General features: G+C 70.4%; 20 protein-coding genes and 1 pseudogene. 13 read left to right on the top strand and 8 right to left on the bottom strand.

Annotated features, from left to right (window positions below; translation table 11 throughout):
* Positions 1–4 precede the first annotated feature (4 nt).
* Positions 5–850: a chitosanase gene (locus ACIHCQ_RS26675; protein WP_399667230.1), complete on the bottom strand. Its 846-nt coding sequence runs from the start codon at positions 848–850 to the stop codon at positions 5–7.
* Positions 851–1066: 216 nt separating this feature from the next.
* On the opposite strand from ACIHCQ_RS26675, the gene ACIHCQ_RS26670 reads away from it, so the two are divergent.
* On the top strand, positions 1067–1327 hold the full coding sequence (locus ACIHCQ_RS26670; RefSeq protein WP_399667228.1) for a hypothetical protein: 261 nt from the start codon (positions 1067–1069) through the stop codon (positions 1325–1327).
* Between the two features lie 115 nt (positions 1328–1442).
* Here ACIHCQ_RS26670 and ACIHCQ_RS26665 read toward each other — a convergent pair whose 3' ends face one another.
* Positions 1443–2081 carry a TIGR03086 family metal-binding protein gene (locus ACIHCQ_RS26665; RefSeq protein ID WP_399667225.1) on the bottom strand — a complete coding sequence of 213 codons (639 nt, stop codon included), beginning with the start codon at positions 2079–2081 and terminating at the stop codon, positions 1443–1445.
* A 180-nt stretch (positions 2082–2261) separates the two neighbouring features.
* On the opposite strand from ACIHCQ_RS26665, the gene ACIHCQ_RS26660 reads away from it, so the two are divergent.
* Positions 2262–3230 (top strand): fibronectin type III domain-containing protein, encoded by a 969-nt coding sequence (locus tag ACIHCQ_RS26660; protein ID WP_399667222.1) that lies wholly within the window; start codon positions 2262–2264, stop codon positions 3228–3230.
* 66 nt (positions 3231–3296) lie between these two features.
* Here ACIHCQ_RS26660 and ACIHCQ_RS26655 read toward each other — a convergent pair whose 3' ends face one another.
* Positions 3297–3710, bottom strand: a complete 414-nt coding sequence (locus ACIHCQ_RS26655) for a hypothetical protein (RefSeq protein ID WP_399667219.1) — start codon at positions 3708–3710, stop codon at positions 3297–3299.
* 246 nt (positions 3711–3956) lie between these two features.
* On the opposite strand from ACIHCQ_RS26655, the gene ACIHCQ_RS26650 reads away from it, so the two are divergent.
* Positions 3957–6191 carry a hypothetical protein gene (locus ACIHCQ_RS26650; RefSeq protein WP_399667217.1) on the top strand — a complete coding sequence of 745 codons (2235 nt, stop codon included), beginning with the start codon at positions 3957–3959 and terminating at the stop codon, positions 6189–6191.
* Positions 6192–6209: 18 nt separating this feature from the next.
* Here ACIHCQ_RS26650 and aceB read toward each other — a convergent pair whose 3' ends face one another.
* Positions 6210–7841 carry a malate synthase A gene (gene aceB, locus ACIHCQ_RS26645; protein WP_399667214.1) on the bottom strand — a complete coding sequence of 544 codons (1632 nt, stop codon included), beginning with the start codon at positions 7839–7841 and terminating at the stop codon, positions 6210–6212.
* Positions 7842–7952: 111 nt separating this feature from the next.
* Entirely contained in the window at positions 7953–8567 is a 615-nt protein-coding gene (locus ACIHCQ_RS26640) for an NTP transferase domain-containing protein (protein WP_399667210.1), read from the bottom strand.
* Positions 8568–8734: 167 nt separating this feature from the next.
* Between ACIHCQ_RS26640 and ACIHCQ_RS26635 the strand changes: the two genes are divergently transcribed.
* Entirely contained in the window at positions 8735–10684 is a 1950-nt protein-coding gene (locus ACIHCQ_RS26635) for a protein kinase (RefSeq protein ID WP_399667207.1), read from the top strand.
* A 33-nt stretch (positions 10685–10717) separates the two neighbouring features.
* A complete protein-coding gene (locus ACIHCQ_RS26630; RefSeq protein ID WP_399667205.1) occupies positions 10718–11098 on the top strand; it encodes a DUF5955 family protein in 381 nt (126 codons plus the stop codon).
* A gap of 45 nt (positions 11099–11143) precedes the next feature.
* On the opposite strand, the gene ACIHCQ_RS26625 is transcribed toward ACIHCQ_RS26630, so the two are convergent.
* A complete protein-coding gene (locus tag ACIHCQ_RS26625) occupies positions 11144–11950 on the bottom strand; it encodes an IclR family transcriptional regulator (protein ID WP_399667202.1) in 807 nt (268 codons plus the stop codon).
* Positions 11951–12203: 253 nt separating this feature from the next.
* Between ACIHCQ_RS26625 and allB the strand changes: the two genes are divergently transcribed.
* Together allB and alc are read left to right on the top strand one after the other, a co-directional pair.
* Complete coding sequence (gene allB, locus ACIHCQ_RS26620; protein WP_399667200.1) at positions 12204–13571, top strand: allantoinase AllB; 1368 nt, start codon at positions 12204–12206, stop codon at positions 13569–13571.
* Complete coding sequence (gene alc, locus ACIHCQ_RS26615; protein ID WP_399667197.1) at positions 13568–14740, top strand: allantoicase; 1173 nt, start codon at positions 13568–13570, stop codon at positions 14738–14740. Before allB ends, alc begins: the two co-directional genes overlap by 4 nt.
* Positions 14741–15046: 306 nt before the next feature.
* On the opposite strand, the gene ACIHCQ_RS26610 is transcribed toward alc, so the two are convergent.
* Complete coding sequence (locus tag ACIHCQ_RS26610; RefSeq protein WP_399667194.1) at positions 15047–15805, bottom strand: 3-oxoacyl-ACP reductase family protein; 759 nt, start codon at positions 15803–15805, stop codon at positions 15047–15049.
* Between the two features lie 157 nt (positions 15806–15962).
* On the opposite strand from ACIHCQ_RS26610, the gene ACIHCQ_RS26605 reads away from it, so the two are divergent.
* From ACIHCQ_RS26605 to ACIHCQ_RS26580, 6 genes and pseudogenes are all read left to right on the top strand, one after another.
* The gene (locus tag ACIHCQ_RS26605; RefSeq protein WP_399667191.1) at positions 15963–16589 is read left to right on the top strand and encodes a dihydrofolate reductase family protein; all 627 of its coding nucleotides are present in this window, start codon (positions 15963–15965) and stop codon (positions 16587–16589) included.
* A 51-nt stretch (positions 16590–16640) separates the two neighbouring features.
* On the top strand, positions 16641–17273 hold the full coding sequence (locus ACIHCQ_RS26600; RefSeq protein ID WP_399667188.1) for an NAD(P)-dependent oxidoreductase: 633 nt from the start codon (positions 16641–16643) through the stop codon (positions 17271–17273).
* Positions 17274–17418: 145 nt separating this feature from the next.
* Positions 17419–18630, top strand: a complete 1212-nt coding sequence (locus ACIHCQ_RS26595) for a sensor histidine kinase (protein ID WP_399667185.1) — start codon at positions 17419–17421, stop codon at positions 18628–18630.
* On the top strand, positions 18627–19298 hold the full coding sequence (locus tag ACIHCQ_RS26590) for a response regulator (RefSeq protein ID WP_399667182.1): 672 nt from the start codon (positions 18627–18629) through the stop codon (positions 19296–19298). The genes ACIHCQ_RS26595 and ACIHCQ_RS26590 overlap by 4 nt, the downstream gene beginning before the upstream one ends.
* Before the next feature lie 9 nt (positions 19299–19307).
* Positions 19308–19703: pseudogene (locus ACIHCQ_RS26585) on the top strand (PaaI family thioesterase); the annotation flags it as partial.
* Positions 19704–19790: 87 nt separating this feature from the next.
* Positions 19791–20984 carry a cytochrome P450 gene (locus ACIHCQ_RS26580; RefSeq protein WP_399667394.1) on the top strand — a complete coding sequence of 398 codons (1194 nt, stop codon included), beginning with the start codon at positions 19791–19793 and terminating at the stop codon, positions 20982–20984.
* A gap of 126 nt (positions 20985–21110) precedes the next feature.
* Here ACIHCQ_RS26580 and ACIHCQ_RS26575 read toward each other — a convergent pair whose 3' ends face one another.
* Entirely contained in the window at positions 21111–22115 is a 1005-nt protein-coding gene (locus tag ACIHCQ_RS26575; RefSeq protein ID WP_399667180.1) for a Gfo/Idh/MocA family oxidoreductase, read from the bottom strand.
* Positions 22116–22146 lie beyond the last annotated feature (31 nt).

The following is a 22146-nucleotide window of genomic DNA, read 5'->3' as shown; positions in this document are numbered from 1 at the left end:
CGGCTCAGTCGATGTGGAAGCTGTCGCCGTACACCTTCCAGTCCAGTGGCGTGTTCAGCCCGAAGTTGTTCTTCTGGACGAAGACCCGCTGGGCCGTGTCGACCCGGCTGGTGTCCTCATGCGCCTCCTCCTGCTTCATCGCCCACACCCGGGCGTCGAGGAAGGCGTTCAGATAGGCCTTCTCGTTGCCGCCCTGCGCCGGGGACTTGGCCTTGGCCAGCGCCTTCTTGCGGATACTGCTGAAGCTGGTGGAGTCGCCGCCGTCGCCGTGCATCACGATGGCGTCGTAGTAGATGAACTGCCCGAGGACACCGACCCCGTCCTGCTTGCCACGCTTGACCGCGGGGTTGAAGTAGACCCGGTCGCGCTCGTCGTTCTGGGCCTTTTTGAACTCAGCGTCCTGGGCTGCCTTCTTCCAGTCACGCGTGTAGGTGGGGTCGAGTCCCTGGTGAGAGTCGCTGCCGTCCACGTTGCGCAGGGCGGGCAGGTACGAGGCCAGTACGTTGCCGGGTTTGCGGGCGGTGTAGAGCTCAACCAGATCGAGCATGTCGCCAGTGCCGGAGCAGAAGCCGATGATGCCCGCGGTGTAGCCGCGGCCGTCGTCGATGTCCTCGATGTACTTGTACTGCGCCTTCCAGTCCAACGAAGAGTTCTCCGCGCTGGAGACCAGCTTCATCGCGATTTCCTTCTTCGCCGGATCGTCGAGCCCGATGGCCGCGGCGGCCTCGGCCGACTCGGGGGCGGTGGCCGCGACGGCGTTGGCCGGTAGTGCGACCAGTGTCAGGCCGAGCAGTATGCGGGAGAGAAACTTGAGCGGGTGGTGCGGGCTGCGTAAGCGGGGGGTGGCCACTGTGCCTCCATGGGGAGTTTTCGTTGGCTGCACTTGTTAGGAAACTTTCCTACCAGTAGGACGACGGTGGCGTACACCCCTGTTCCTCCGGCAATTCAGTCACTGTGCGGGCCGCAGTTGCGGTACTCCGGTGGCTGTCGAACAGTGGGACGGAGTGGAACGGCGTCTGGTCCAGGACGCCTTGTTCAGGAAATTCCCCGTCGAAAGGGCGCAGTGATGAGCCTGCACATCGACAGCATCGAGCCTCCCGAAGGCCGGCAGGGCCAGGAGTACGTCACCCTCCGCGGTGAACTGGAGAGCGTTACCAAGGTGGTCTGGGGAGACACCGAGCTCAGCGAGAACGACTGGTACGAGGAGACCTACCCGGACGGACACACGGAGCTCGACGTCACGGTTCCGGCGGGTGCGGGGACCGTGCACGTCGTCGCGGTCAGTGAGGGCGAGAGAAGCAACGACGTGGAATTCACCTATGTGTGACCCGGACCGGGGAGCCTGCCCGGTGGGTGGGCCGTTGGCTACGCACCGGACACGCTCTCAGTCACCCGGTCCCGCTCACGAGCGCCGCGAACAGGGCGTCTCCGCCTGACGCCGGTCAGTCGCCCGGCTGCCAGTCGGGCCGACGGCCGCTGAGCCCGATGACCCGGTCGAGCAGCGGCGCGCTCTCGGGCACCTCCACGACGGGCCCGAAGATCTTGTCCCGGAACGGGTCCTCTTCCCCGGACGGCTCCAGTAGCCCGTACGACACCCGAAGGCTCGCCTCCCCGGGGTCGTACTCCTGCCCGGTGGCACGAGCCAGGTCCCAGCCGTGGATCACGACCTCGTTGAGGGCGACCTGCCCGGCGACCGGGGCAGGGAGTGCGACCCCGCCGGCCTGGGTGTCGCCCTCCCAGGCCGCGGGCTGCCGCCAGGCCTCCGCCAGCTCGTCCAGCCGCTGCGGAAGCACGACGCGCCAGTCCGAATCGAGCACGGGCAGCGCGGACCCGGGGTCGGTATTGGTCGTCGGCCCGAACTCCTTCCGCGCGGCATCCCGGAAGGCGGTGGCGAGCCCGACGAGATGGCCGAGCAGCTCCCGTACGGCGTACTGGGGGCAGGGCGTGGGATCCGCCAGCTGCTCGTCCTGGATGGAGCCGAGGAGCCGGGCCACGGCGCGGGCGGCGGGGTAGAGGTCGGGGAATGGGGTCTGTGTGTGGGAGTCCATACAGACCAGACCGGACCGCCGGCCAAAACTCATCGCTCCCGGTCTCCTCGATCGACTCGATGTCCTCCAAGGCCACCACCGGCCCGGTGCTCACCCTCCGCCCCCGACGCCTGGAACGCCTTCCTCGGCTTCGCCACCGCGAGGTCTTGAAGTCGGGCCACCGTGCGTGTCATATAGGTCTGGACCAATCCCGTCATCCGCGGAGGTCCGACCGTGCAACGTCCCCCCACATTCGCCGCGTTCGCCTGCGCCACCGCCGTCATCCTTCTCACCGCCTGCGCCGGTGACGACAAGGACACCGAGCCCCCCGCGCCTCCCCCCGGAGTGACCGCCCAGGTCGGCAGCGCCACCTCCGTGCACGTCATGTGGGAGCAGGCCGCCGACAACAAGGCCGTCACCGGCTACGACGTGTTCCAGAAGGGCGTCAAGGTCAAGACCCTGCCCGCCGCCAAGCGCATGGTCGACATCGACCGGCTGGCCCCGTCCACCGCGTACAGCTTCACCGTCCGCGCCCGTGACGCCGCCGGGAACCTCTCCGCGCCCAGCGCCGCCGTGCCCGTCACCACTCCGGCCCCCACACCGGAGGACACCAAGGCCCCCACCCCTCCCACCGCGCTGCGGGGCCAGGTGGACGGGAGCCGGGCGGTCACCCTGTCCTGGGCGCGCGCCGCCGATGACCTGGGTGTCACCTCGTACGACATCTACCAGGAGGATTCCCGGATCCACAGCGTCCGCGGGAGCGAGGCCACCGCCCGCGTCACCGGGCTGCGGCCCGGCACCGTGTACACCTTCACGGTCCGGGCGCGCGACGCCGCCGAGAACTCCTCGTCGGACAGCGACGCCGTGGACCTCACCACCGCTTCCGCGCCCGGCGACGACGTGCCGAGCACCGCGCCAACGGATCTGAAGGCGACCGTACGGAAGGGCAGCGTCGATCTGAGCTGGACTCCGCCGGAGACGGGCGAGCCCGTCAAGGTCCATGAGCTGTTCCTCAACGGGAAGCCCGCCACGACGATCGTCTGGGGCGTGCAGCCTCCCGCCGGGACGGTGACGTACACGCTCACCGTCACCGACAAGCCCGGCACCCGCTACAGCATCAAGATCCGCGCCAAGCTCCCCGACGGGAAGTGGGGCGACTTCTCCGCGCAGCGCACGGTGGTGATAGGGAGCCAGAGCCAGTGAGCGGACGCGCGAGACGGGGGCAGGGGGAGAGTCCCCCGCCCCCCAGGGCATCGTCGGAGTGCCGACTCAGCCGCAGTTGATCGTCGCCGTGGGGCCCGGCTTCGCCGGGCTGGTCTGGCCGTCGGCGGTCGCCCAGACCACGAGCCTGTGGTCGTGGACTCCGGCGCATCCCGCGCTGAGCACATGGGACTGGCTGCCCGTCCAGGACCGCTCGGCGTCCGTGTACCAGCCGTACCAGCGGGAGCTCTGCAACTCGACGCGCCACCCCACGCCGCCGCTGCAATCGCGGGTGGCGACCCTTGCGGACACCTGTCCTCCGCCCCCGGTCGGGGCGTCCATGTCGACCAGACAGTTCAGGACGCGCGTGCCGGAATCCGCGCCCGCTGTGGCCGCCTGCGCGGGACCTGCGGAGAGCAGACCGGCGGCGAGGAGCAGGGGACCGGCCATGGCTGCGGCAAGGTGGCGACCTTTGAGTGACATGTAGGAACCTTTCTCAATATCTCGCGCAAATACGAGACGGAATGCTGAAAAGCTATCTATGTTCCGTAATAACCCACAGGGCGCATTGGGGTATGAAAGGCCCTCCACGATGTGCGCAGGCGTGACACACGCACGGGCGCACGCCCGCAACTCAGTGACCGGTGATCACCGATTACCCTTCACCGGAACGGGTACGGCCGGTCCGGTTGAGTGCCAAGTCCGGGTGCCGTTCTTTAGGCTCGTGAGGTGACCACGAGCCTCACTCCCAGCGCCGGACTTGACCTCTTCCGCCAGGAGGCCCCCGGCTTCGACAGCCCTTCGTCCACCCGAGTCGCGGACGCGGTACTGACCCTGCTCGCGCTCCGCGGCGGTGACCGCCGGACCGGCCTGCCGGAACCCACCCCTGACCTGGTCCGGCAGCTCCTCATCCACGACGTGCCGGTTCTCGTCTGCGCGACGGAGTCCGAGCTGGACCTCTTCCCCGCCGTCCTGAGCGCGCTCGCCGACCTCGTACGGGCCAAGGGCAGACTGAACGCGAAGCGGCATGCCCGGCTGCTGGCCGCGATCGAGGCCGCCGTGCCGGAGTTCCGGCGGGAGATGGCCGCCCCGTCCCGTCTGACCTGGCCGCGCTGGTACGCGTCGCTGATGCGGGCCGACGGGACACCCGTCGAGGACCGTGACGCCGTACTGGCCTGGCTCGCCGCGTACGACCGTACGCCCCGCGCCGACCGCCCCGCACTGCCCGCCCAGCTGCTGCCGGCCAACGTCATGGAACAAACCGACATGACGCGGATCGCCTTCACCGAGACCCTGCTGCGTGCCTTCGCCGCCGATGTCGAGCAGCCCTCGCCCGCCGGGCCTTTGCTGCCCGGTCTTGCGCAGGAGGCGACGGACCTCGCGGCGGACACGCACGACGATCCGACCGAAGGTCTGATCGCCGAGCTCGATCGCGTAGCCGCCACGCTGATGGACCGTTGGACGGCGGCCGGGCTGTCCGACGCCCTCTCCGGGCCGTACGCGCATCTCGCCCCCGGCCCCGAGTCCTCGCCGCATCTCGTCCTCGCCGACGCGCTGCTCGACCACCACCTCAGCTACTACGGCGACTCCACCGTCCCGCTGCCGCCACCGCCCTCCCCGCCCGCCCCGGAGGAACTGCGCGGCTTGCTCCAGCGCGCCCCGCTGCCCGCGCTCCTCACGGCGGCGGTCGAAGATCCCGGCGCGGCGACCGAGGACGTACGCCGACTCGCCGTCACCTGTGGTCTGCTCCAGGAGGGTGACAACGGAGGCCCGACGCCCGGCCCTGCCGCGGAAATCTGGGCCGAGGGCGGCACCCCGCAGGACCTCGTCGAACTCGCCGCCGACATCCTCGCCACCGTCGTCGGACGCCTGACGGACGACCCCGAAACGGCCGGGGAGTACGCGGACGACGCCGACCACCTGCTGTACGCCCTGTACGAACGCGGCTGCGCCCCCGAGTCCGTGGCGCGCAAAGCCGCCGAGTACGGGGACTGGCTGATCGCCCCGGGCGTGGAGAACAGGCCGGTGCCCGTCCCGGACAGCGTCCCGGCCGAGTACGCGACGCCGACCCCGCAAGAACTGACCGCCCTCCTCGGCCTGCCCGCTCTCAGCGACGAGGACCGGACGGCGCTCGATGCTCCCGCGCGGGAACTCGCGGCCGTCGTGGACCGGCTGGCCACCACCGGCGCGGTTTTCCGGACCGGGGACACCTTTGGCCTGACCCCCCTTGGCATGGTCACCATCCAGTACGCGCTGAGGGCGGGCGCGGTCGCCGCGCCAGACCGGGAGACGGTCACGGGCTGGGACGCCGCAACCCTGATCGAAGCGGCCCGGGTCTGGCCCCCGGACAGCGCCAGCCGCACCCTCGCGGACTGGCTGGCCGTCCGCACGGAGGCCGCATGGGACGAACTGCTCGCCACCCTGGCGTCCGCGAGGAACGCCATCGAGGATCTGGCTCCCGCCCGCCTCCTCTTCCGGTGTCTGGACACCGCCGCCGCCCCCGTCGAGTCCCTGCGCGGCCTGCTCACGGACCCCGTGCTCGGCGCGTACGCCCTGGAGGCGCTGTGCGCCCGCGGCGAACAGGATGAACAGCACGAACAGGCGGACGCAGACCTGGTCCCCCTGCCGGCGCGGGCGACTCTCCTCCTCGATGACCTGGACGTATGCCACCGCGAGGACCGCCGGGCCGAATTCCTCGACGAGGAAGCCCCGTATCCCGAGTCCGGTGTGGTGACCGCGTTCGACGCCGCCGCCGCCACCTGGCCCGGCGGGGCCGGGGCCCTGATCGCCGCGCTCGCCGAGGCCGACGCGTACCGCGCGCACCGGGTGCTGGACCACCTGAGCGCCCGCCACGGCGACCCCGGCGTCGCGGCCCTTGCCCGGCGCGCGGCCGAGGCGGCCTCTCCCTTGTCGCAGCTCAGAAAGAACCGGAAGAAGAGCAAGAGGAAGAAGCCGCGGCGCTAGGAGCGAGACGGGGCCGGATCAGCCGCGCAGTTGCTCGTACGCGGGCAGCGTCAGGAAGTCCTCGTAGTTCTCGTCGAGGGCCACCTTCAGCAGCAGATCGTGCGCCTGCTGCCAGGTGCCCGCCGCGAACGCCTCGTCACCCAGCTCACCGCGGATCGCCGCCAGCTCCTCGGCCGCGACCTCGCGGACCAGTTCCGGAGTGGCCCGCACCCGCGTCCCTTCGTGCTCGAATTCGACGCCCGCGTTGATCCACTGCCAGATCTGCGAGCGGGAGATCTCCGCGGTGGCCGCGTCCTCCATCAGGTTGAAGATCGCGACCGCGCCCACGCCGCGCAGCCACGCCTCGATATAGCGGATGCCGACCTGGACGGCGTTGCGCAGCCCTTCGTACGTCGGCTTCGCGTGGAGCGAGTCGATGGCGATCAGGTCGCCGGCCGCCACTGAGACGTCCTCGCGGAGGCGGTGCTTCTGGTTCGGGTCGGTACCGAGCACCGCGTCGAACGAAGCCATCGCGAGCGGCACCAGGTCGGGGTGGGCCACCCAGGAGCCGTCGAAACCGTCGCCCGCCTCGCGGTCCTTGTCCGCCTTGACCTTCTCGAAGGCGACCTTGTTGACCTCGGCATCCCGCCGCGACGGGATGAAAGCCGCCATACCGCCGATCGCGTGCGCACCGCGCTTGTGGCAGGTGCGGACCAGCAGATCGGTGTACGCGCGCATGAAGGGCGCGGTCATCGTCACCGCGTTGCGGTCCGGCAGTACGAACTTCGCGCCGCCGTCACGGAAGTTCTTGACGATCGAGAAGAGATAGTCCCAGCGGCCGGCGTTCAGGCCGGACGCGTGGTCGCGGAGCTCGTAGAGGATCTCCTCCATCTCGTACGCCGCGGTGATCGTCTCGATCAGGACGGTCGCGCGGACGGTGCCCTGCGGGATGCCCACGTAGTCCTGCGCGAAGACGAAGACGTCGTTCCAGAGGCGGGCCTCCAGGTGCGATTCCGTCTTCGGGAGGTAGAAGTACGGGCCCTTGCCGAGCTCCAGCAGGCGCTTGGCGTTGTGGAAGAAGTACAGGCCGAAGTCGACCAGCGCGCCGGGGACCGGGGTGCCGTCGAGCCGCAGGTGGCGCTCCGCCAGGTGCCAGCCGCGCGGGCGCATGACGACGGTCGCCAGCTCGTCCGCCGGCTTCAGGGCGTACGACTTGCCGGAGGCGGGATCGGTGAAGTCGATCCGGCGCTCAAAGGCGTCAAGCAGATTGAGCTGGCCGAGGACGACATTCTCCCAGGTGGGAGCCGAGGCGTCCTCGAAGTCGGCGAGCCAGACCTTCGCGCCCGAGTTCAGGGCGTTGATGGTCATCTTGCGGTCGGTCGGCCCGGTGATTTCGACGCGGCGGTCATTGAGCGCCGCGGGCGCGGGGGCGACCCGCCAGGAGTCGTCCGCGCGGATCGCGGCGGTCTCCGGGAGGAAGTCCAGGCTGGAGGTGCGGGCGATCTCGGCGCGGCGCTCGGCGCGGCGGGCGAGGAGCTCGTCACGCCGCGGCGTGAAGCGCCGGTGCAGCTCGCCGACAAAGGCCAGGGCCGCATCGGTGAGGACCTCTTCCTGCCGGGGCAGGGGCTCGGCTTCGACAACGGCCGGCGAGGACGGCGCTGGTGCGGGCATGAGGTGTCACTTCCTTTTCCACGGATACGGCACGATGGATAATAATTTCCTCATCGTGGAAGTTCAATGTTTTGCTGATGTCGAGATTCTCCGAGTCGACATTGGCGACATTCACTCCTCAAGGCGCGCCAGATCCTCCATCGTGTCGATGTCGTACGGCTCGGCGATGTCGCCGCACTCGACCAGCGTGATCGCCTCCGCATGCGCCTTCAAGTAGGCGCGTGCTCCGCGGTCGCCCACCGCGCTCGCCGCGATGTCCCGCCAGCGGTGCGCGCCGAACAGGACGGGGTGGCCGCGCTGTCCCTCGTACGCGGCGGCGGCGAGCGTCTCCGGGGAGCGGTACGCGGCACGGACCCGCGCGACCGCCGCTCCGCCGATTCCCGGCTGGTCCACGAGTACGACGAGCGCCGCGTCCGCGGCCATGGGGAACGAGGTCAGGGACTCCAGGCCCGCGCGCAGGGACGAGCCCATGCCCTCTTCCCACTCCGGGTTGTCGACCAGTACGCAGCCGGAGAGGTCGGCCTCCTTCCGTACGCGGTCGGCCGAGGCCCCCAGCACCACATGCACCGGGCCGCAGCCGCCATCGCGCAGCACATGGGCCGCGTGCTCCACGAGGGGTCTGCCCCGGTGGCTGAGCAGCGCCTTCGGGCGCCCGCCCAGCCGCCGCCCACCGCCCGCGGCAAGCAACAATCCAGCCACGATCGGTTCTTGAATTGGTTGTGCCATACGGATTCCTTACCTCATATACGGGCGAAGTGCCCGGCCCTTCGGATGGTGCGGCCGGTGGTCCGGAACCGCCCGGCGGAGGGGGGTCGTCTGACGTGGAGAGCCCGGGGTGACCTTGGATAAGGTGCACCTTCAATACTGAAGTTGGCTATGGGGGACGAGAGTCGATGAGTGGGCGCGCACACCAGGGAACGGTCTTCCAGCCATTGGGCGACGAGGACCCGCAGCACGTCGCCGGATACAAACTGGCCGCGCGCCTCGGCGCGGGCGGCATGGGCAAGGTCTACCTCTCGTACACGCCCGGCGGCCGACCCGTAGCCATCAAGGTGATCCGGCCCGACTTCGCGCAGGACGCCGAGTTCCGCCGCCGCTTCGCCCAGGAAGTGCAGGCCGCGCAGCGGGTGCAGGGCCTGTACACCGCGCCGGTCATCGACTCCGACGCGGAGGCCAAGCAGCCCTGGCTCGCCACGGCCTACGTCCCCGGGCCCTCGCTCGCCGACGCGGTCATCGAGCACGGCAAGCTGCCGGTCGAGACGGTGCTGCTGCTGGTCGCCGGGATCGCCGAGGCGCTGCACGTCATCCACGGCGCGGGCATCGTCCACCGCGACCTCAAGCCCGCCAACGTACTGCTCGCCTCGGACGGACCGCGCGTCATCGACTTCGGAATCGCGCGCGCCGCCGACGCCACCTCGCTGACCAGCAGCGGCGTCACCATCGGCACGCCCTCCTTCATGGCCCCGGAGCAGGCGGCCGGCAGCCATGTCACCCCGGCCACCGACATCTTCGCGCTCGGCCAGGTCGCGGCGTACGCGGCGACCGGCAGTCCGGCCTTCGGCGAGGGCACCTCGCACGGTGTGCTCTACCGGATCGTGCACGAGGAGCCCGACCTCACCGGACTTCCGGAGCAGCTCAGCGAGTTGGTGACCCGCTGCCTGGCCAAGGACCCGGAGGCGCGGCCGTCGGTCGCGGACCTGCTGGCCATTTGCCAGTCGGCGAATGCCGAGACGGTGCTGCGGCGTCCGGAGGAGTGGCTGCCGGGGGTGGTGGCGGCCGAGATCACGACGCGGAAGGCCGCACCGGCGCCGCCGCTGACTCCGCCGGCCGGTCAGTTGCCCGCCGGTCCGCCTCCCGCCGGTCCGCCGTCGGCCGCGCCGCAGGTTCTGCAGGTTTCGCCCGCGGCACAGAACCTGCCCGCCGCCCCGGCGCACGCTCCCATGGCGCAGCAGCCCCACGTCCCCCAGCCCCAGGTCCCGCAGGCTCCGGTTGCCGGTCCGGCCCCGGTGATTCCCGCGCCCACCGAGGCCTCGGCCCCGGCGACACCGCCGCCCGGCTTCGGCCCGCCGCCGCAACCGCAGTCACCGACGTACGGCTATCCGCACCCGTCGGCCGCCCAGCAACCGACGCCGCCCCCCGTCCCGTACCACCACCAGCCGGTGCAGCCGTATGTGCCCCCCGGCGGGCCCACCGCGCCCAAGCAGAAGAAGACCGGCCGCAACCTGGCCATCGCCGTCGTCGCCATGCTCGTGGTGGGCGCGCTGGCCGGCGGCGGCGTGTACGTCGCCATGTCCGGCGACGACAAGGACAACGACAAGAGCAATCAGTCGCAGGAGAAGGACAAGACCCAGGACCCGACCGCGCAGGCGGACACCACTCCCTCGCCCAACCCCACGACCTCGGAGCCGGACCAGTCGTCCTCGCCGGCGGAACCGATTGCCGACCCGGTGCCGAAGACATACACCGGTCTCAATGTGGTGGACGACTACGCCATCAACATCGGCGACGAGCCGGTCGGGCCGATTCCTGCGGACTCCGGCGACGGCGACTTCGAGTACGAGTGGGACCTCGGCTGGATCAGCGCCACCAACGCAAAGCTGATCCTGCTGCGCACCGGCCAGAAGGCTGAGCTGGCGACCTGCCGGAGCGAGACCCGGTTCGCCAGTCGGTTCGAGCTCGACAACCTGTCGAAGGGCGCGAAGTTCTGTGTGCTGAGCGACTCGGGGAACGTGGGCCTGGTGACGTACCAGGGGAAGGCGCCCGACTCGGATCCCAGCCGGTTCATCACCCTCGACGTGACGGTCTGGCGCGGTGCGATCGACGCCGTACAACCCACCAACTGAATTCCGTCCGCGGAGTGGCGCGTACCGCATCGGATGGCGTTAACTTGCCCGCGTCTCAGGGGGCGTGCGAGGGGGGCTTCGTTGCGGAGCGTGGAGCAGACGCGGGTGACAGAGAGCGGCGACGAGGACGCGGAGAACGCGAGGGAGGCGGAACTGGGAGCTGCTGTCTCCCGGCTCCGCCGTGAACTGGCCGGGCATCCGGCGCAGTTCCCCGACCGGACCATCGCTGAGGACGAACTGGCCGTGCTGGCCTCGATGATGGCGGCGGGTGACCCGGAGATCGCGCGGATGCGCCGCTCGCTGCTGCTGATAGCGGGCGCGATCGGTTCGGTGAGCGCGCTGGCGCCGGGGCTGATGGACGTACGGAAGGCGGTCGACCTCTTCGGCGAGGTGCCGCCGAAGCCCCGCGCCTAGCGCCCTAGCGCCCCAGCGTCCGAGGTGACCGGGTGACCGGGGGGCTCAGCTCTGCGCGGCAGTGGTCGTCAGCGCCGCCGAGAGCTCGCGGGCGACCTCCTGAAGGATCGGGACGATCCTCTCCGTGGCCGACTCGGTGACCCGTCCGGCTGGTCCTGAGATCGAAATCGCCGCTGGTGTGGGCGCGTTGGGTACGGGGACCGCGAGGCAGCGCACCCCCATCTCCTGCTCGTTGTCGTCCACCGCGTACCCGGCGCGGCGCACCTGCTCCAGCGCGTCGAGGAAGCCGTCGGGCGTCGTGATCGTCTTCTCGGTGGCGGCGGGCATACCGGTCCGGGCGAGCAGCGCCCGTACCTCCTCCGCCGGGATGTGCGCGAGCAGCGCCTTGCCCACGCCCGTGGAGTGCGGCAGCACCCGTCGGCCCACCTCCGTGAACATACGCATGGAGTGCTTGGACGGCACCTGTGCGACATACACGATCTCGTCGCCGTCGAGCAGCGCCATGTTCGCCGTCTCGCCGGTCTCCTCGACCAGGCGGGCGAGGTGGGGGCGGGCCCAGGTGCCGAGCAGCCGGGAGGCGGATTCGCCCAGGCGGATCAGGCGGGGGCCGAGCGCATAGCGTCGGTTCGCCTGCTGGCGTACGTAACCGCAGACCACGAGCGTTCGCATCAGCCGGTGAATCGTGGGCAGCGGCAGACCGCTGCTGGCGGAGAGCTCGCTCAGCCCGACCTCGCCACCGGCGTCGGCCATTCTTTCGAGCAAGTCGAAGGCGCGCTCCAGGGACTGCACGCCACCACCGCCGGCGGCGGCGGTCTTGGCTGCGTCGGTGGTACTGGCGCTGGACGTCGGCACGTCACGGTCCTTTCGGGCAGGCGGGCGAGTAAGCAGCGTACCGGGCGGCTGCGCCGGGAGACACTGTCCCCGGTCACGGCGTCTTTGCCGGTCAGGGCCCGTTTGTCCGTGTGTCTGACGGTCTTCCTGACCAAAGCTTCCTTCTGCTTTGTGAAATTACGCTTCCATTCTACGGAAGTGTTGGTCTCGACATCCTTGACGGACCAGGCTCGGAAGGGAAGACTTCTTCAACAGTTCGTTGAAGAAGTGAGGGATGCGGGTGGTTCGGGTGTCGAAGGCTGGTGTGAACCTGGTGCTGCGCTCGACGCGCGTCATCACCCCGGAGGGGACGCGGGCCGCCTCGGTCGCCGTCGCCGACGGAAAGATCGCGGCGGTCCTGCCGTACGACGCCGAGGTGCCGAACGGGGCCCGGCTGGAGGACGCCGGGGACGATGTCGTACTCCCCGGCCTCGTCGACACGCATGTCCATGTGAACGACCCGGGCCGTACCGAGTGGGAGGGATTCTTCACCGCCACCCGCGCGGCTGCGGCCGGGGGTGTCACCACGCTGCTGGACATGCCCCTCAACTCCCTCCCGCCGACCACTACGGTCGGGAACCTCGCGGTCAAACGGGAGGTCGCGCGCGCCAAGGCGCACGTCGACGTCGGCTTCTGGGGCGGAGCCGTACCGTCGAACGTGAAGGACCTGCGTCCGCTGTACGACGCCGGGGTCTTCGGCTTCAAGTGTTTTCTCTCGCCGTCCGGCGTGGAGGAGTTCCCGGAGCTCGGTCAGGAACAGCTCGCCCGGTCGATGGCCGAGATCGCAGGCTTCGGCGGGCTGCTGATCGTCCACGCCGAGGACCCGCACCGGCTGGCCGCCGCGCCGCAGGAGAGCGGACCGAAGTACGCCGACTTCCTCGCCTCCCGGCCGCGCGACGCCGAGAACACCGCGATCGCGGGCCTGATCGCGCAGGCCAAGCGGCTGAACGCCCGGGTACACGTACTGCACCTGTCCTCCTCCGACGCGCTGCCGCTGATCGCGGAGGCCAAGCGCGAGGGCCTGCGGATCTCGGTGGAGTCCTGCCCGCACTTTCTCACGCTCACGGCCGAGGAAGTCCCGGACGGGGCGACGGAATTCAAGTGCTGCCCGCCGATCCGCGAGGCCGCGAACCAGGACGCGCTCTGGGCGGGCCTGGCCGACGGGACGATCGACTGCATCGTCTCCGACCACTCGCCCTGCACCACTGAGCTCAAGACGTCCGACTTCGCGTCCGCGTGGGGCGGTATCTCCTCGCTCCAGCTGGGCCTTCCGGCGATCTGGACCGAGGCGCGCAAGCGCGGTCGCGGCCTGGAGGACGTGGTCCGCTGGATGTCGGCGGCGCCGGCGGAGCTGGCAGGACTGAGCAGCCGGAAGGGCGCGATCGAGGCGGGCCGCGACGCCGACTTCGCGGTCCTCGCGCCGGAGGAGACTTTCACGGTCGACGCGGCCGAACTGCACCACCGCAACAGGATCACCGCGTATGCGGGCAGGACCCTGTACGGAGTCGTCAAGTCGACATGGCTGCGCGGCGAACGAATCGCAGAGAACGGCACCGTGGCCGAGCCGGCCGGACGGCTTCTGGAAAGGAACAACCGATCTTGACCACCCCTTCCTTCCCTTCCTTTACCGCTGTGACCGCCTTCACCGGTGACGCTGATCCGTACGGCGGCGGCGACCCGTACGCCGACTACCGCACGGCCGCATTTCCCTTCACGCACTACGCCGACCTCGCCGACAGGCGGTTCGGCGCGGGCGTCGTCGCCGCCAACGACGAGTTCTTCGCCGAGCGCGAGAACCTGCTGAAGCCCGGGGCGGCGGAGTTCGACCCGGAGCGCTTCGGCCACAAGGGCAAGATCATGGACGGCTGGGAAAGCCGCCGCCGCCGGGGCGTGAGCGCCGAGCAGCCGCACCCGACGGACGAGGACCACGACTGGGCGCTGGTACGGCTCGGCGCGCCCGGAGTCGTACGCGGCATCGTCATCGACACGGCCCATTTCCGTGGCAACTATCCGCATGCGGTGTCGGTCGAGGGAGTGTCGGTCGCGGGGTCACCGTCGCCCGCCGACCTGCTGGCGGAGGGGGTGAAGTGGACGACGCTCGTTCCGCGTACGGCGATCGGCGGCCACGCGGCGAACGGCTTCGCGATCACGGTCGAGCGGCGCTTCACGCATCTGCGGGTCAACCTGCACCCCGACGGGGGCATCGCCCGCGTACGGGTCTACGGCGAGGTCGCGCCGGACCCGGCGTGGCTCGGCGCGCTCGGTACGTTCGACCTGGTCGCGCTGGAGAACGGCGGCCAGGTCGAGGACGCGTCGGACCGGTTCTACTCGCCGCCGACGAACACCATCCTGCCGGGGCGCTCGCGGAAGATGGACGAGGGGTGGGAGACGCGCCGCCGCAGGGACAAGGGGAATGACTGGATCCGCTACCGGCTGGTGGAGGAGGCGGAGATCAGGGCGGTGGAGATCGACACGGCATGTTTGAAGGGCAACAGCGCGGGGTGGGCGGCGCTGTCTGTCTCCTCTGTCTCCTCCGACTCCGACGACGGGTCGTCGGAGTCGGAGGGGTGGGCTGAGGTGCTGCCCCGGACACGGTTGCAGCCCGATACGAACCATCGCTTCGTGCTGGAGAAGCCGGTGGTTGGCCGGAGGGTGCGGCTGGACATCTTCCCGGACGGGGGGATTTCGCGGTTGCGGGTGTTCGGTGGGTTGACGGGGGAGGGGGAGAGAGGGCTGGCCTCGCGTCACGAGTCGCTGGGCGGGGAGCGGTAGCCGGTAGCCCCTGCGGGGTGCGCCTGCGGCGGGCTTTGCCCCCACCCCGCCCTTTCCCGTAACTGGGGCTCCGCCCCAGACCCCGTACCGCCCTTTGGGCGGTGTCCTCAAGCCCCGCCGACGGAAAACCCAGCCTCGCCGGCGTTTGAGGCGCGGGGTTCGGGGCGGAGCCCCGACAAGGGCCCGAGGGCGAGAAGTCAGCCTCGCCGGCGTTTGAGGCGCTGGGGGTCCCCCCCACGCCGTCAGGGCGTAGGGGGAGGGTTCGGGGGCAGCGCCCCCGACAAGGGCCCGAGGCGCCAGGTACGGCTACGCCGCATGCCCCCCGTCCACCGAAACCTCCGTCCCCGTCACATACCCCGCCTCCTCGCTCGCCAAGTACGCCACCAGCGACGCCACCTCCTCCGCACTGCCGAACCGGTCCAGCGCCGTGTCCGCCCTCTGCGCATCCGCGTACGGGCCGTCCGCCGGGTTCATGTCCGTGTCGATCGGGCCCGGGAGGACCAGGTTCGCCGTAATACCGCGACTGCCCAGTTCCCGGGCCAGCGCCTTGGTCAGGCCCGTCAGCGCCGACTTGCTCATCGCGTAGAGCGTGCCGCCCGGGCCCGGTACGTGCTGGGCCATGCAACTGCCGATGGAGACGATCCGCCCGCCCCGCTCCATCCGGGCCGCCGCCGCCTGGGAGGCGAGGAACACCGCCCGTACGTTCACGTCGAGCACCCGGTCCACATCGTCCGCCGACAGGCCCTCGATCGGGCCCAGTACGCCGACGCCCGCGTTGTTCACCAGAATGTCGAGCCGCCCCCAATGGTCCGCCGCCCGGCCGACCGCCGCGCCGGGAGCCGACGCGTCCGACGCGTCCGCCCGCAGGGCCAGCCCGCGCCGGCCGGTCGCCTCGATCTTGTGGACCACCGCCTGCGCGGCCGCCTCGTCCTGTACGTACGTGATCGCCACATCCGCGCCGTCCTGCGCGAGCCGCAGAGCGATCGCCGCTCCTATGCCACGGCTGCCACCCGTCACCAAAGCCGTCCTGGCCATGCTGGACATGTCGTACCTCTTGCTTCTCATTGGTCAGTAGTGGTTACGGGTTCAAGGAAATCGCCTCTGCCTCCTCGGCGCTGGCGGCAAATGGACGTTGAATCTCCGGCGCCGCCGATGAGTTTCCGCTGCGAGCGGGGTCTGACCTGATGACAGGAACAGACACTCCCGAAAGCAGGCACCTGCCATGGCACCGCTCACGATCACCACCTTCGTCACCCTCGACGGCGTGATGCAGGCCCCCGGCGGGCCCAACGAGGACACCAGCGGCGGCTTCGACCTGGGCGGCTGGTCCGTGCCGTACGGGGACGCCGACTTCGACCAGTTCATCGACGAGGTCTTCGGCCGCGTCGGCGCCTTCCTGCTCGGCAGGCGTACGTACGAGATCTTCGCGGGCTACTGGCCCAAGATGACGGACCCCGCCGACCCGGTCGCATCGAAGCTCAACTCCCTGCCGAAGTACGTGGCGTCGACCACGCTCGACAAGGCCGACTGGGCGGGCACCACCATCATCGGCGGTGACCTCGTCAAGGAGGTCACGGCACTCAAGGAGCGCACGGAGGGGGAGCTCCAGGTCCACGGCAGCGGAAACCTCGCCCAGACCCTCATGGCGCACGACCTGGTCGACACCATCAACCTGCTCGTCTTCCCCGTCGTCCTGGGCAAGGGCCGCCGCCTCTTCGCGGAAGGCGCACTGCCCACCGCGTTCCGGCTTACAAGCTCCCGTACGACAGCCGCGGGCGTGGCCATCCACATGTACGAGCGGGCGGGCCGCCCCGAGTACGGCACCTACGAGCTCGACGAAAGCGCGTAGTAAGCCGCGTAGTAAGTAGCGAGGCGCAGCCGTCGGCCACAGACTGAGGGCATGCGTCTCCTGCTGCTCGGTGCGACCGGACCCACGGGCCTGCAGGTGGTCACTCAGGCCCATAAGGAGGGCCACCACCTCACCGTCCTCGTCCGCAGCCCCGAGAAACTTCCCCGGCTCGACGAACGGCTGACCGTGATCGTCGGTGATGTCACCGATGAGCAGGAACTCGCCCGCGCCGCCGTGGGCCAGGACGCGGTGGTGAGCACGATGGGGGCGGGCAGGAACCTGATGTCCGACATCGTCGGCAGGTCCGTGGACGCCCTCATCCCCGCCATGCGGGACGCGGGCGTCGACCGACTGATCCTCCTCTCCGCCTTCGGCGTCGGCCCGACCTGTGAACACGCCTCGCTGCCGCAGCGGTTGGCCTACCGCACGGTGCTGAGGAAACTCTTCTCCGACAAGGAGCAGGCGGACCGCAAGCTTCTCGACAGCGGCCTGGATGTGACCCTCGTCTACCCGGTGACACTGACCAACCGGCCCTTCACGGGCCTCTACCGCGCCTATGGCGCCGGTGACCGGATCAACTTCAAGGGCATGCCCAGCATCAGCCGCGCCGACGTCGCCCACTTCATGCTCCGGCAACTGACCGACCCGACCTGGTCCGGCCGTATCGCCATCCTCGCCGACTGACAGACCGAAGGACGAAGGCCGAGAGACGAAGGCCGAGTGACGGAGGCCGAAGAGCGCAAGCCGAAAGTCTCGGGCCGCGCGACTTTGGTAGCTTCCGCCGTTCGCGTGGTCCCATCCGGGCCCCGGCCTGCGTAGCTTTGTCGACGTGACACGAACGGAGTACCCCTGGCTGCTTCCCTCGGCCATGTCCGCAGGCAGCAGAGGCAAGGCGGCCAGGCCGCGCCGTACCGTACGGGACTGGGCCGTCGACACCGTGACGTTCCTCTTCGCGGTCCTCCTCGGACTGACCGCCCTCGATACGAGCGAGAACGCCGGCAACTCCGATCTCGTCGTCTTCGCCGACCTGCTGATCGGCGCGGCGGCCTGCTGCGCGCTGTGGTGGCGGCGGCGCGCGCCGCTCGGGCTCGCGATCACGCTGGTCGTCGTATGCGTGGTGTCACCAGTCTCGGGCGGCACCCTGCTGGTCAGCCTGTTCAGCCTTGCCGTGCACCGCCCCTTCAAGCCCGTCGGGATCGTCGGAACCCTCGCCTTCGCGGCTGCGGCCGTGCAGTACGCCGTCCGACCCGACCCCGGTATGTCCTTCGTGACGGCGGCTGTCACCAGCGTGCTGCTGATCCTGCTGGCACTCGGCTGGGGCATGCTCGTACGCGCCCGCCGCCAGCTCGTCGTCGCGCTGCGCGAACGTGCCGTCCGGGCCGAGTCCGAGGCCGACCTGCGCGCCGAGCACGCGCAGCGCCTCGCCCGCGAGGCGATCGCCCGCGAGATGCACGATGTGCTCGCCCACCGGCTGACCCTGCTCAGCGTCCACGCGGGCGCCCTCGAATTCCGGCCGGACGCGCCCCCGGCCGAGGTCGCCAGGGCCGCCGGAGTGATCCGCGACAGTGCGCACGAGGCGCTGCAGGATCTGCGCGAGATCATCGGCGTACTGCGCACACCCGGCGACGGCGACAGTGCCGACCGGCCGCAGCCCACCCTCGCCACCCTCGACGCGCTGGTCGCCGAGTCGCGGGAGGCGGGCATGAAGGTCACCCTCGACAACCGCATCACGGACCCGGCCGGCGTCCCCGCAGCCACCGGCCGCACCGTCTACCGCATCGCCCAGGAAGCCCTGACCAACGCCCGTAAACACGCGCCGGGCACGGAGGTCACCGTCGCCGTGCGCGGCGGGCCGGGGCCGGGGCTCACCGTCGACGTCGACAACGCGGCGCCGATCGGTGAGTTCGAGAAGGTCCCCGGATCGGGCCAGGGCCTGATCGGGCTGACCGAACGCGCCACGCTCACGGGCGGCCGGCTGGAGCACGGAGCGGCGGACCACGGCGGGTTCCGCGTCCGGGCCTGGCTACCGTGGCCCTCATGACTATCCGGTTGATCGTCGTCGATGACGACCCGCTCGTACGGGCAGGACTCGCGCTCATGCTCGGCGGGGCCGAGGACCTGGAGATCGTGGGGGAGGGGACCGACGGCTCCGAGGCCGAGGCGCTGGTCGACCGGCTCTCGCCCGATGTGGTGCTGATGGACATCCGGATGCCCCACATGGACGGCCTCACCGCCACCGAGCTGCTGCGCCGCCGACCCGACGCGCCCGAGGTGCTGGTCCTCACCACCTTCCACGCCGACGAACAGGTGCTGCGGGCGCTGCGGGTGGGCGCCGCCGGGTTCGTACTGAAGGACACCCCGCCGGCCGAGATCGTCGCGGCGGTACGGCGGGTGGCGTCCGGCGACCCGGTGCTCTCCCCGGCCGTCACCCGCCAGCTGATGTCGCATGTCGCGGACCGGCGGCCCGAAACCCGAAGACGGGCGGCGGCGGAGCGGCTCGCCTCGCTCGCCGAGCGCGAACGGGAGGTGGCGGTCGCGGTCGGCCGTGGCAAATCCAACGCCGATATCGCCGCGATGCTCTATATGAGCGTGCCCACCGTCAAAACGCATGTCTCGCGCATTCTGGCGAAGCTGGACCTCAACAATCGGGTCCAGATCGCACTGTTGGCCCATGACGCGGGTCTGCTGGACGAGAAGGAGCCGTCGTAGGCTGACGCGATGACCGCACTCAGCCTGGACCTGGCCCGGAAGGCCCTCGACAGCCAGCCGTTCAGCCGACTGCTACGGGCGCGGATCACCGCGTTCGGGGACGGGCAGGCCGTGCTCGAAGTGGATATCCGCGAGGAACTGCACCAGCAGAACGGCTATCTGCACGGGGGAGTCCTCGCGTACGCCGCCGACAACGCGATCACCTTCGCCGCCGCGACGACACTCGGGCCCGCCGTGCTGACCGGCGGCATCTCCGTCCAGTACATCCGCCCGGCGACCGGGCACACGCTGGTGGCCCGCGCCGCCGTGGTGCACAGCGGGCGCCGTCAGGCTGTTGTCCGGTGCGACCTGTTGACGACGGTGAGCGGTGCGTTGTCGGACGCCGACGAGACGCTCTGTGCCGTCGCGCAGGGCACCGTACTGTCGCGCCGAAGCCCGCAGAGCAGGTCGCCCAGCAGCCCGCAGAGCCATGACCGTTCCGGAAGGATGACCATGACGACCGAAGCAGCCATCGTCGATCTCGCCGCGCTCGGCGAGGACTTCACCCGCGATCCCTATCCCGTCTACGCCGAGTTACGCGCCCGGGGCCCGGTCCACCGCGTACACATGCCCGAGGGCTACGAGGGATGGCTGGTCGTCGGATACGAGGCGGGGCGTGCCGCACTCGCCGACGCGCGGCTGTCCAAGGACTGGGACAACGTCTCACCCGACGTCGGGGCCACAAGGCTCGCCCCGGGTATCACCATGCTCAGTGCCGACGAGCCGGCGCACACCCGGCTGCGCAAGCTGGTGGCGCGGGAGTTCGCCGTGCGGCGAGTGGAGCGACTCGCCCCGCGCGTCCAGCAGATCACCGACCATCTGCTGGACCGGATGGTGCCCGCAGGGCACGCGGATCTGGTGGAGGCGCTCGCGTTCCCGCTGCCGATCGCCGTGATCGGGGAACTGCTCGGAGTGCCGTTCCTGGACCAGGGCGCCTTCCGGTCCTGGTCCAACATCGCGCTCGCCTCGACCGACCCGAAGGAGCGCGAAGCGGCGGTCGCCGAATTGACGCGCTACCTGATCCAACTGGTCGCGGACAAGCGGGAGCGGCCCGGCGACGACCTGCTGAGCGCGCTGCTCCACACGGCGGACGAGGACGGCGACCGGCTCAGTCCCGAGGAACTGGTCGGCATGGCCTGGCTGTTGCTGGTCGCCGGGCATGAGACCACGGTCAATCTGATTTCCGGGGGCGTGCTCGCTCTCCTCACCCACCCGGATCAACTGGCGGCTCTGCGCGCCGACTTCGGGCTCCTCGACGGGGCGATCGAGGAGATGCTGCGCTACGACGGGCCGGTGGAGACATCGACGTACCGCTTCACCCTGGAGCCAGTGGAGATCGGCGGCACGATCATTCCGGGCGGCGGCCAACTGGTGCTGATCGCGATGGCGGACGCCCACCGCGACCCGGCGCGCTTCCCGGACCCGGACCGCTTCGACATCCGGCGCGACACACGCGGGCACCTGGCTTTCGGGCACGGGATTCACTACTGCCTGGGCGCGCCGCTCGCCCGGCTGGAGGCGCGGATCGTGCTCCGTTCGCTGCTGGAGCGCTGCCCCGACCTGGCGCTGGACGCGCATCCGGCGTCGCTGACCTGGCGGACGGGACTGCTGCTCCGGGGCCCGGAGAGCCTCCCGGTGCGGTGGTGACCACCTGAGCCCCGAGCGTTTTAAGCCCCTCCGGCGATTGAGGAGCTGGGGGTCCCCCCACGCCCGCCAGGGCGTAGGGGGCGGGTTCGGGGGCAGCGCCCCCGACAGGTCTTCTCCCCCGCACGTTCAGTCCGCCGCGATTTCCTCCAGCCGCACCGGCCGCCGCTCCCGCCGTGACAGCTCGCACGCCTCCGCCACCCGCAGCGCCGCCAGCGCCTCCCGCCCGTCGCACGGGTTCTCCGCCTCGCCCCGCACCATCCGTACGAACGCGTCCAGCTCCGCCTCGTACGCCGGGGCGAACCGCTCCAGGAAGCCCGGCCACGGCTTGTCCGCCGGGGGTGGGCCCTTCGCCTCGGTCGAGCTGATCGGCGTACGGTCGTCCAGGCCGACCGCCACCTGGTCGAGCTCGCCCGCCAGCTCCATCCGTACGTCGTAGCCCGCGCCGTTGCAGCGGGTGGCCGTCGCGGTGGCCAGGGTGCCGTCGTCCAGGGTGAGCAGCGCCGCCGCCGTGTCGACGTCGCCCACCTCGCGGAACATCGGGTGCCCGGCGTCCGAACCGGTCGCGTACACCTCAATGACCTCGCGGCCGGTCACCCAGCGCAGGATGTCGAAGTCATGGACCAGGCAGTCCCGGTACAGACCGCCGGAGAGCGGCAGATACGCGGCGGGCGGCGGCGCCGGGTCGGAGGTCATGGCCCGTACGGTGTGCAGCCGGCCGAGGGCGCCGGAGCGTACGAGCTCGCGGGCCGTGGTGTATCCGGCGTCGAACCGGCGCATAAAGCCCAGCTGGAGCAGGGTGCCTGCCCGCTCGACCTCGTGGAGCGCGCCGAGTGTGCCCGGCAGGTCCAGCGCGATCGGCTTCTCGCAGAAGGTGGGGAGCCCGGCGCGGGCGGCGCGGGCGATGAGGTCGGCGTGGGAGGAGGTCGCGGAGGCGATCACGATGGCGTCCATGCCCCAGGCGAAGATCTCGTCCACGCTGGGCGCGGCGGTGGACCCGGTGCGCTCGGCGACCTCGGCCGCCCGCGCCGCGTCGGCGTCCGCCACGACCAGTGAACCCACCTCCCGGTGGCGGCTGAGCACGCCCGCGTGGAAAGTGCCGATACGTCCCGTTCCGATGAGTCCGATGCGCATGGCTCAAAGGTGGTGCCGGGGCTGGTGCCCT

The sequence above is a fragment of the Streptomyces sp. NPDC052236 genome (genome assembly GCF_044548015.1).
Taxonomy (GTDB): domain Bacteria; phylum Actinomycetota; class Actinomycetes; order Streptomycetales; family Streptomycetaceae; genus Streptomyces.
This window is presented reverse-complemented; position numbering and strand designations above follow the sequence as displayed.

Coding starts and splice junctions, on each gene's coding strand:
- ACIHCQ_RS26580 (WP_399667394.1), top strand. CDS start 19,791: ATGACGACCGAAGCAGCCATCGTCGATCTCGCCGCGCTCGGCGAGGAC.
- allB (WP_399667200.1), top strand. CDS start 12,204: ATGCGGGTGGTTCGGGTGTCGAAGGCTGGTGTGAACCTGGTGCTGCGC.
- ACIHCQ_RS26670 (WP_399667228.1), top strand. CDS start 1,067: ATGAGCCTGCACATCGACAGCATCGAGCCTCCCGAAGGCCGGCAGGGC.
- aceB (WP_399667214.1), bottom strand. CDS start 7,841: ATGCCCGCACCAGCGCCGTCCTCGCCGGCCGTTGTCGAAGCCGAGCCC.
- ACIHCQ_RS26640 (WP_399667210.1), bottom strand. CDS start 8,567: ATGGCACAACCAATTCAAGAACCGATCGTGGCTGGATTGTTGCTTGCC.
- ACIHCQ_RS26635 (WP_399667207.1), top strand. CDS start 8,735: ATGAGTGGGCGCGCACACCAGGGAACGGTCTTCCAGCCATTGGGCGAC.
- ACIHCQ_RS26630 (WP_399667205.1), top strand. CDS start 10,718: ATGGCGTTAACTTGCCCGCGTCTCAGGGGGCGTGCGAGGGGGGCTTCG.
- ACIHCQ_RS26665 (WP_399667225.1), bottom strand. CDS start 2,081: ATGAGTTTTGGCCGGCGGTCCGGTCTGGTCTGTATGGACTCCCACACA.
- ACIHCQ_RS26610 (WP_399667194.1), bottom strand. CDS start 15,805: ATGAGAAGCAAGAGGTACGACATGTCCAGCATGGCCAGGACGGCTTTG.
- ACIHCQ_RS26605 (WP_399667191.1), top strand. CDS start 15,963: ATGGCACCGCTCACGATCACCACCTTCGTCACCCTCGACGGCGTGATG.
- ACIHCQ_RS26590 (WP_399667182.1), top strand. CDS start 18,627: ATGACTATCCGGTTGATCGTCGTCGATGACGACCCGCTCGTACGGGCA.
- ACIHCQ_RS26655 (WP_399667219.1), bottom strand. CDS start 3,710: ATGTCACTCAAAGGTCGCCACCTTGCCGCAGCCATGGCCGGTCCCCTG.
- ACIHCQ_RS26575 (WP_399667180.1), bottom strand. CDS start 22,115: ATGCGCATCGGACTCATCGGAACGGGACGTATCGGCACTTTCCACGCG.
- ACIHCQ_RS26600 (WP_399667188.1), top strand. CDS start 16,641: ATGCGTCTCCTGCTGCTCGGTGCGACCGGACCCACGGGCCTGCAGGTG.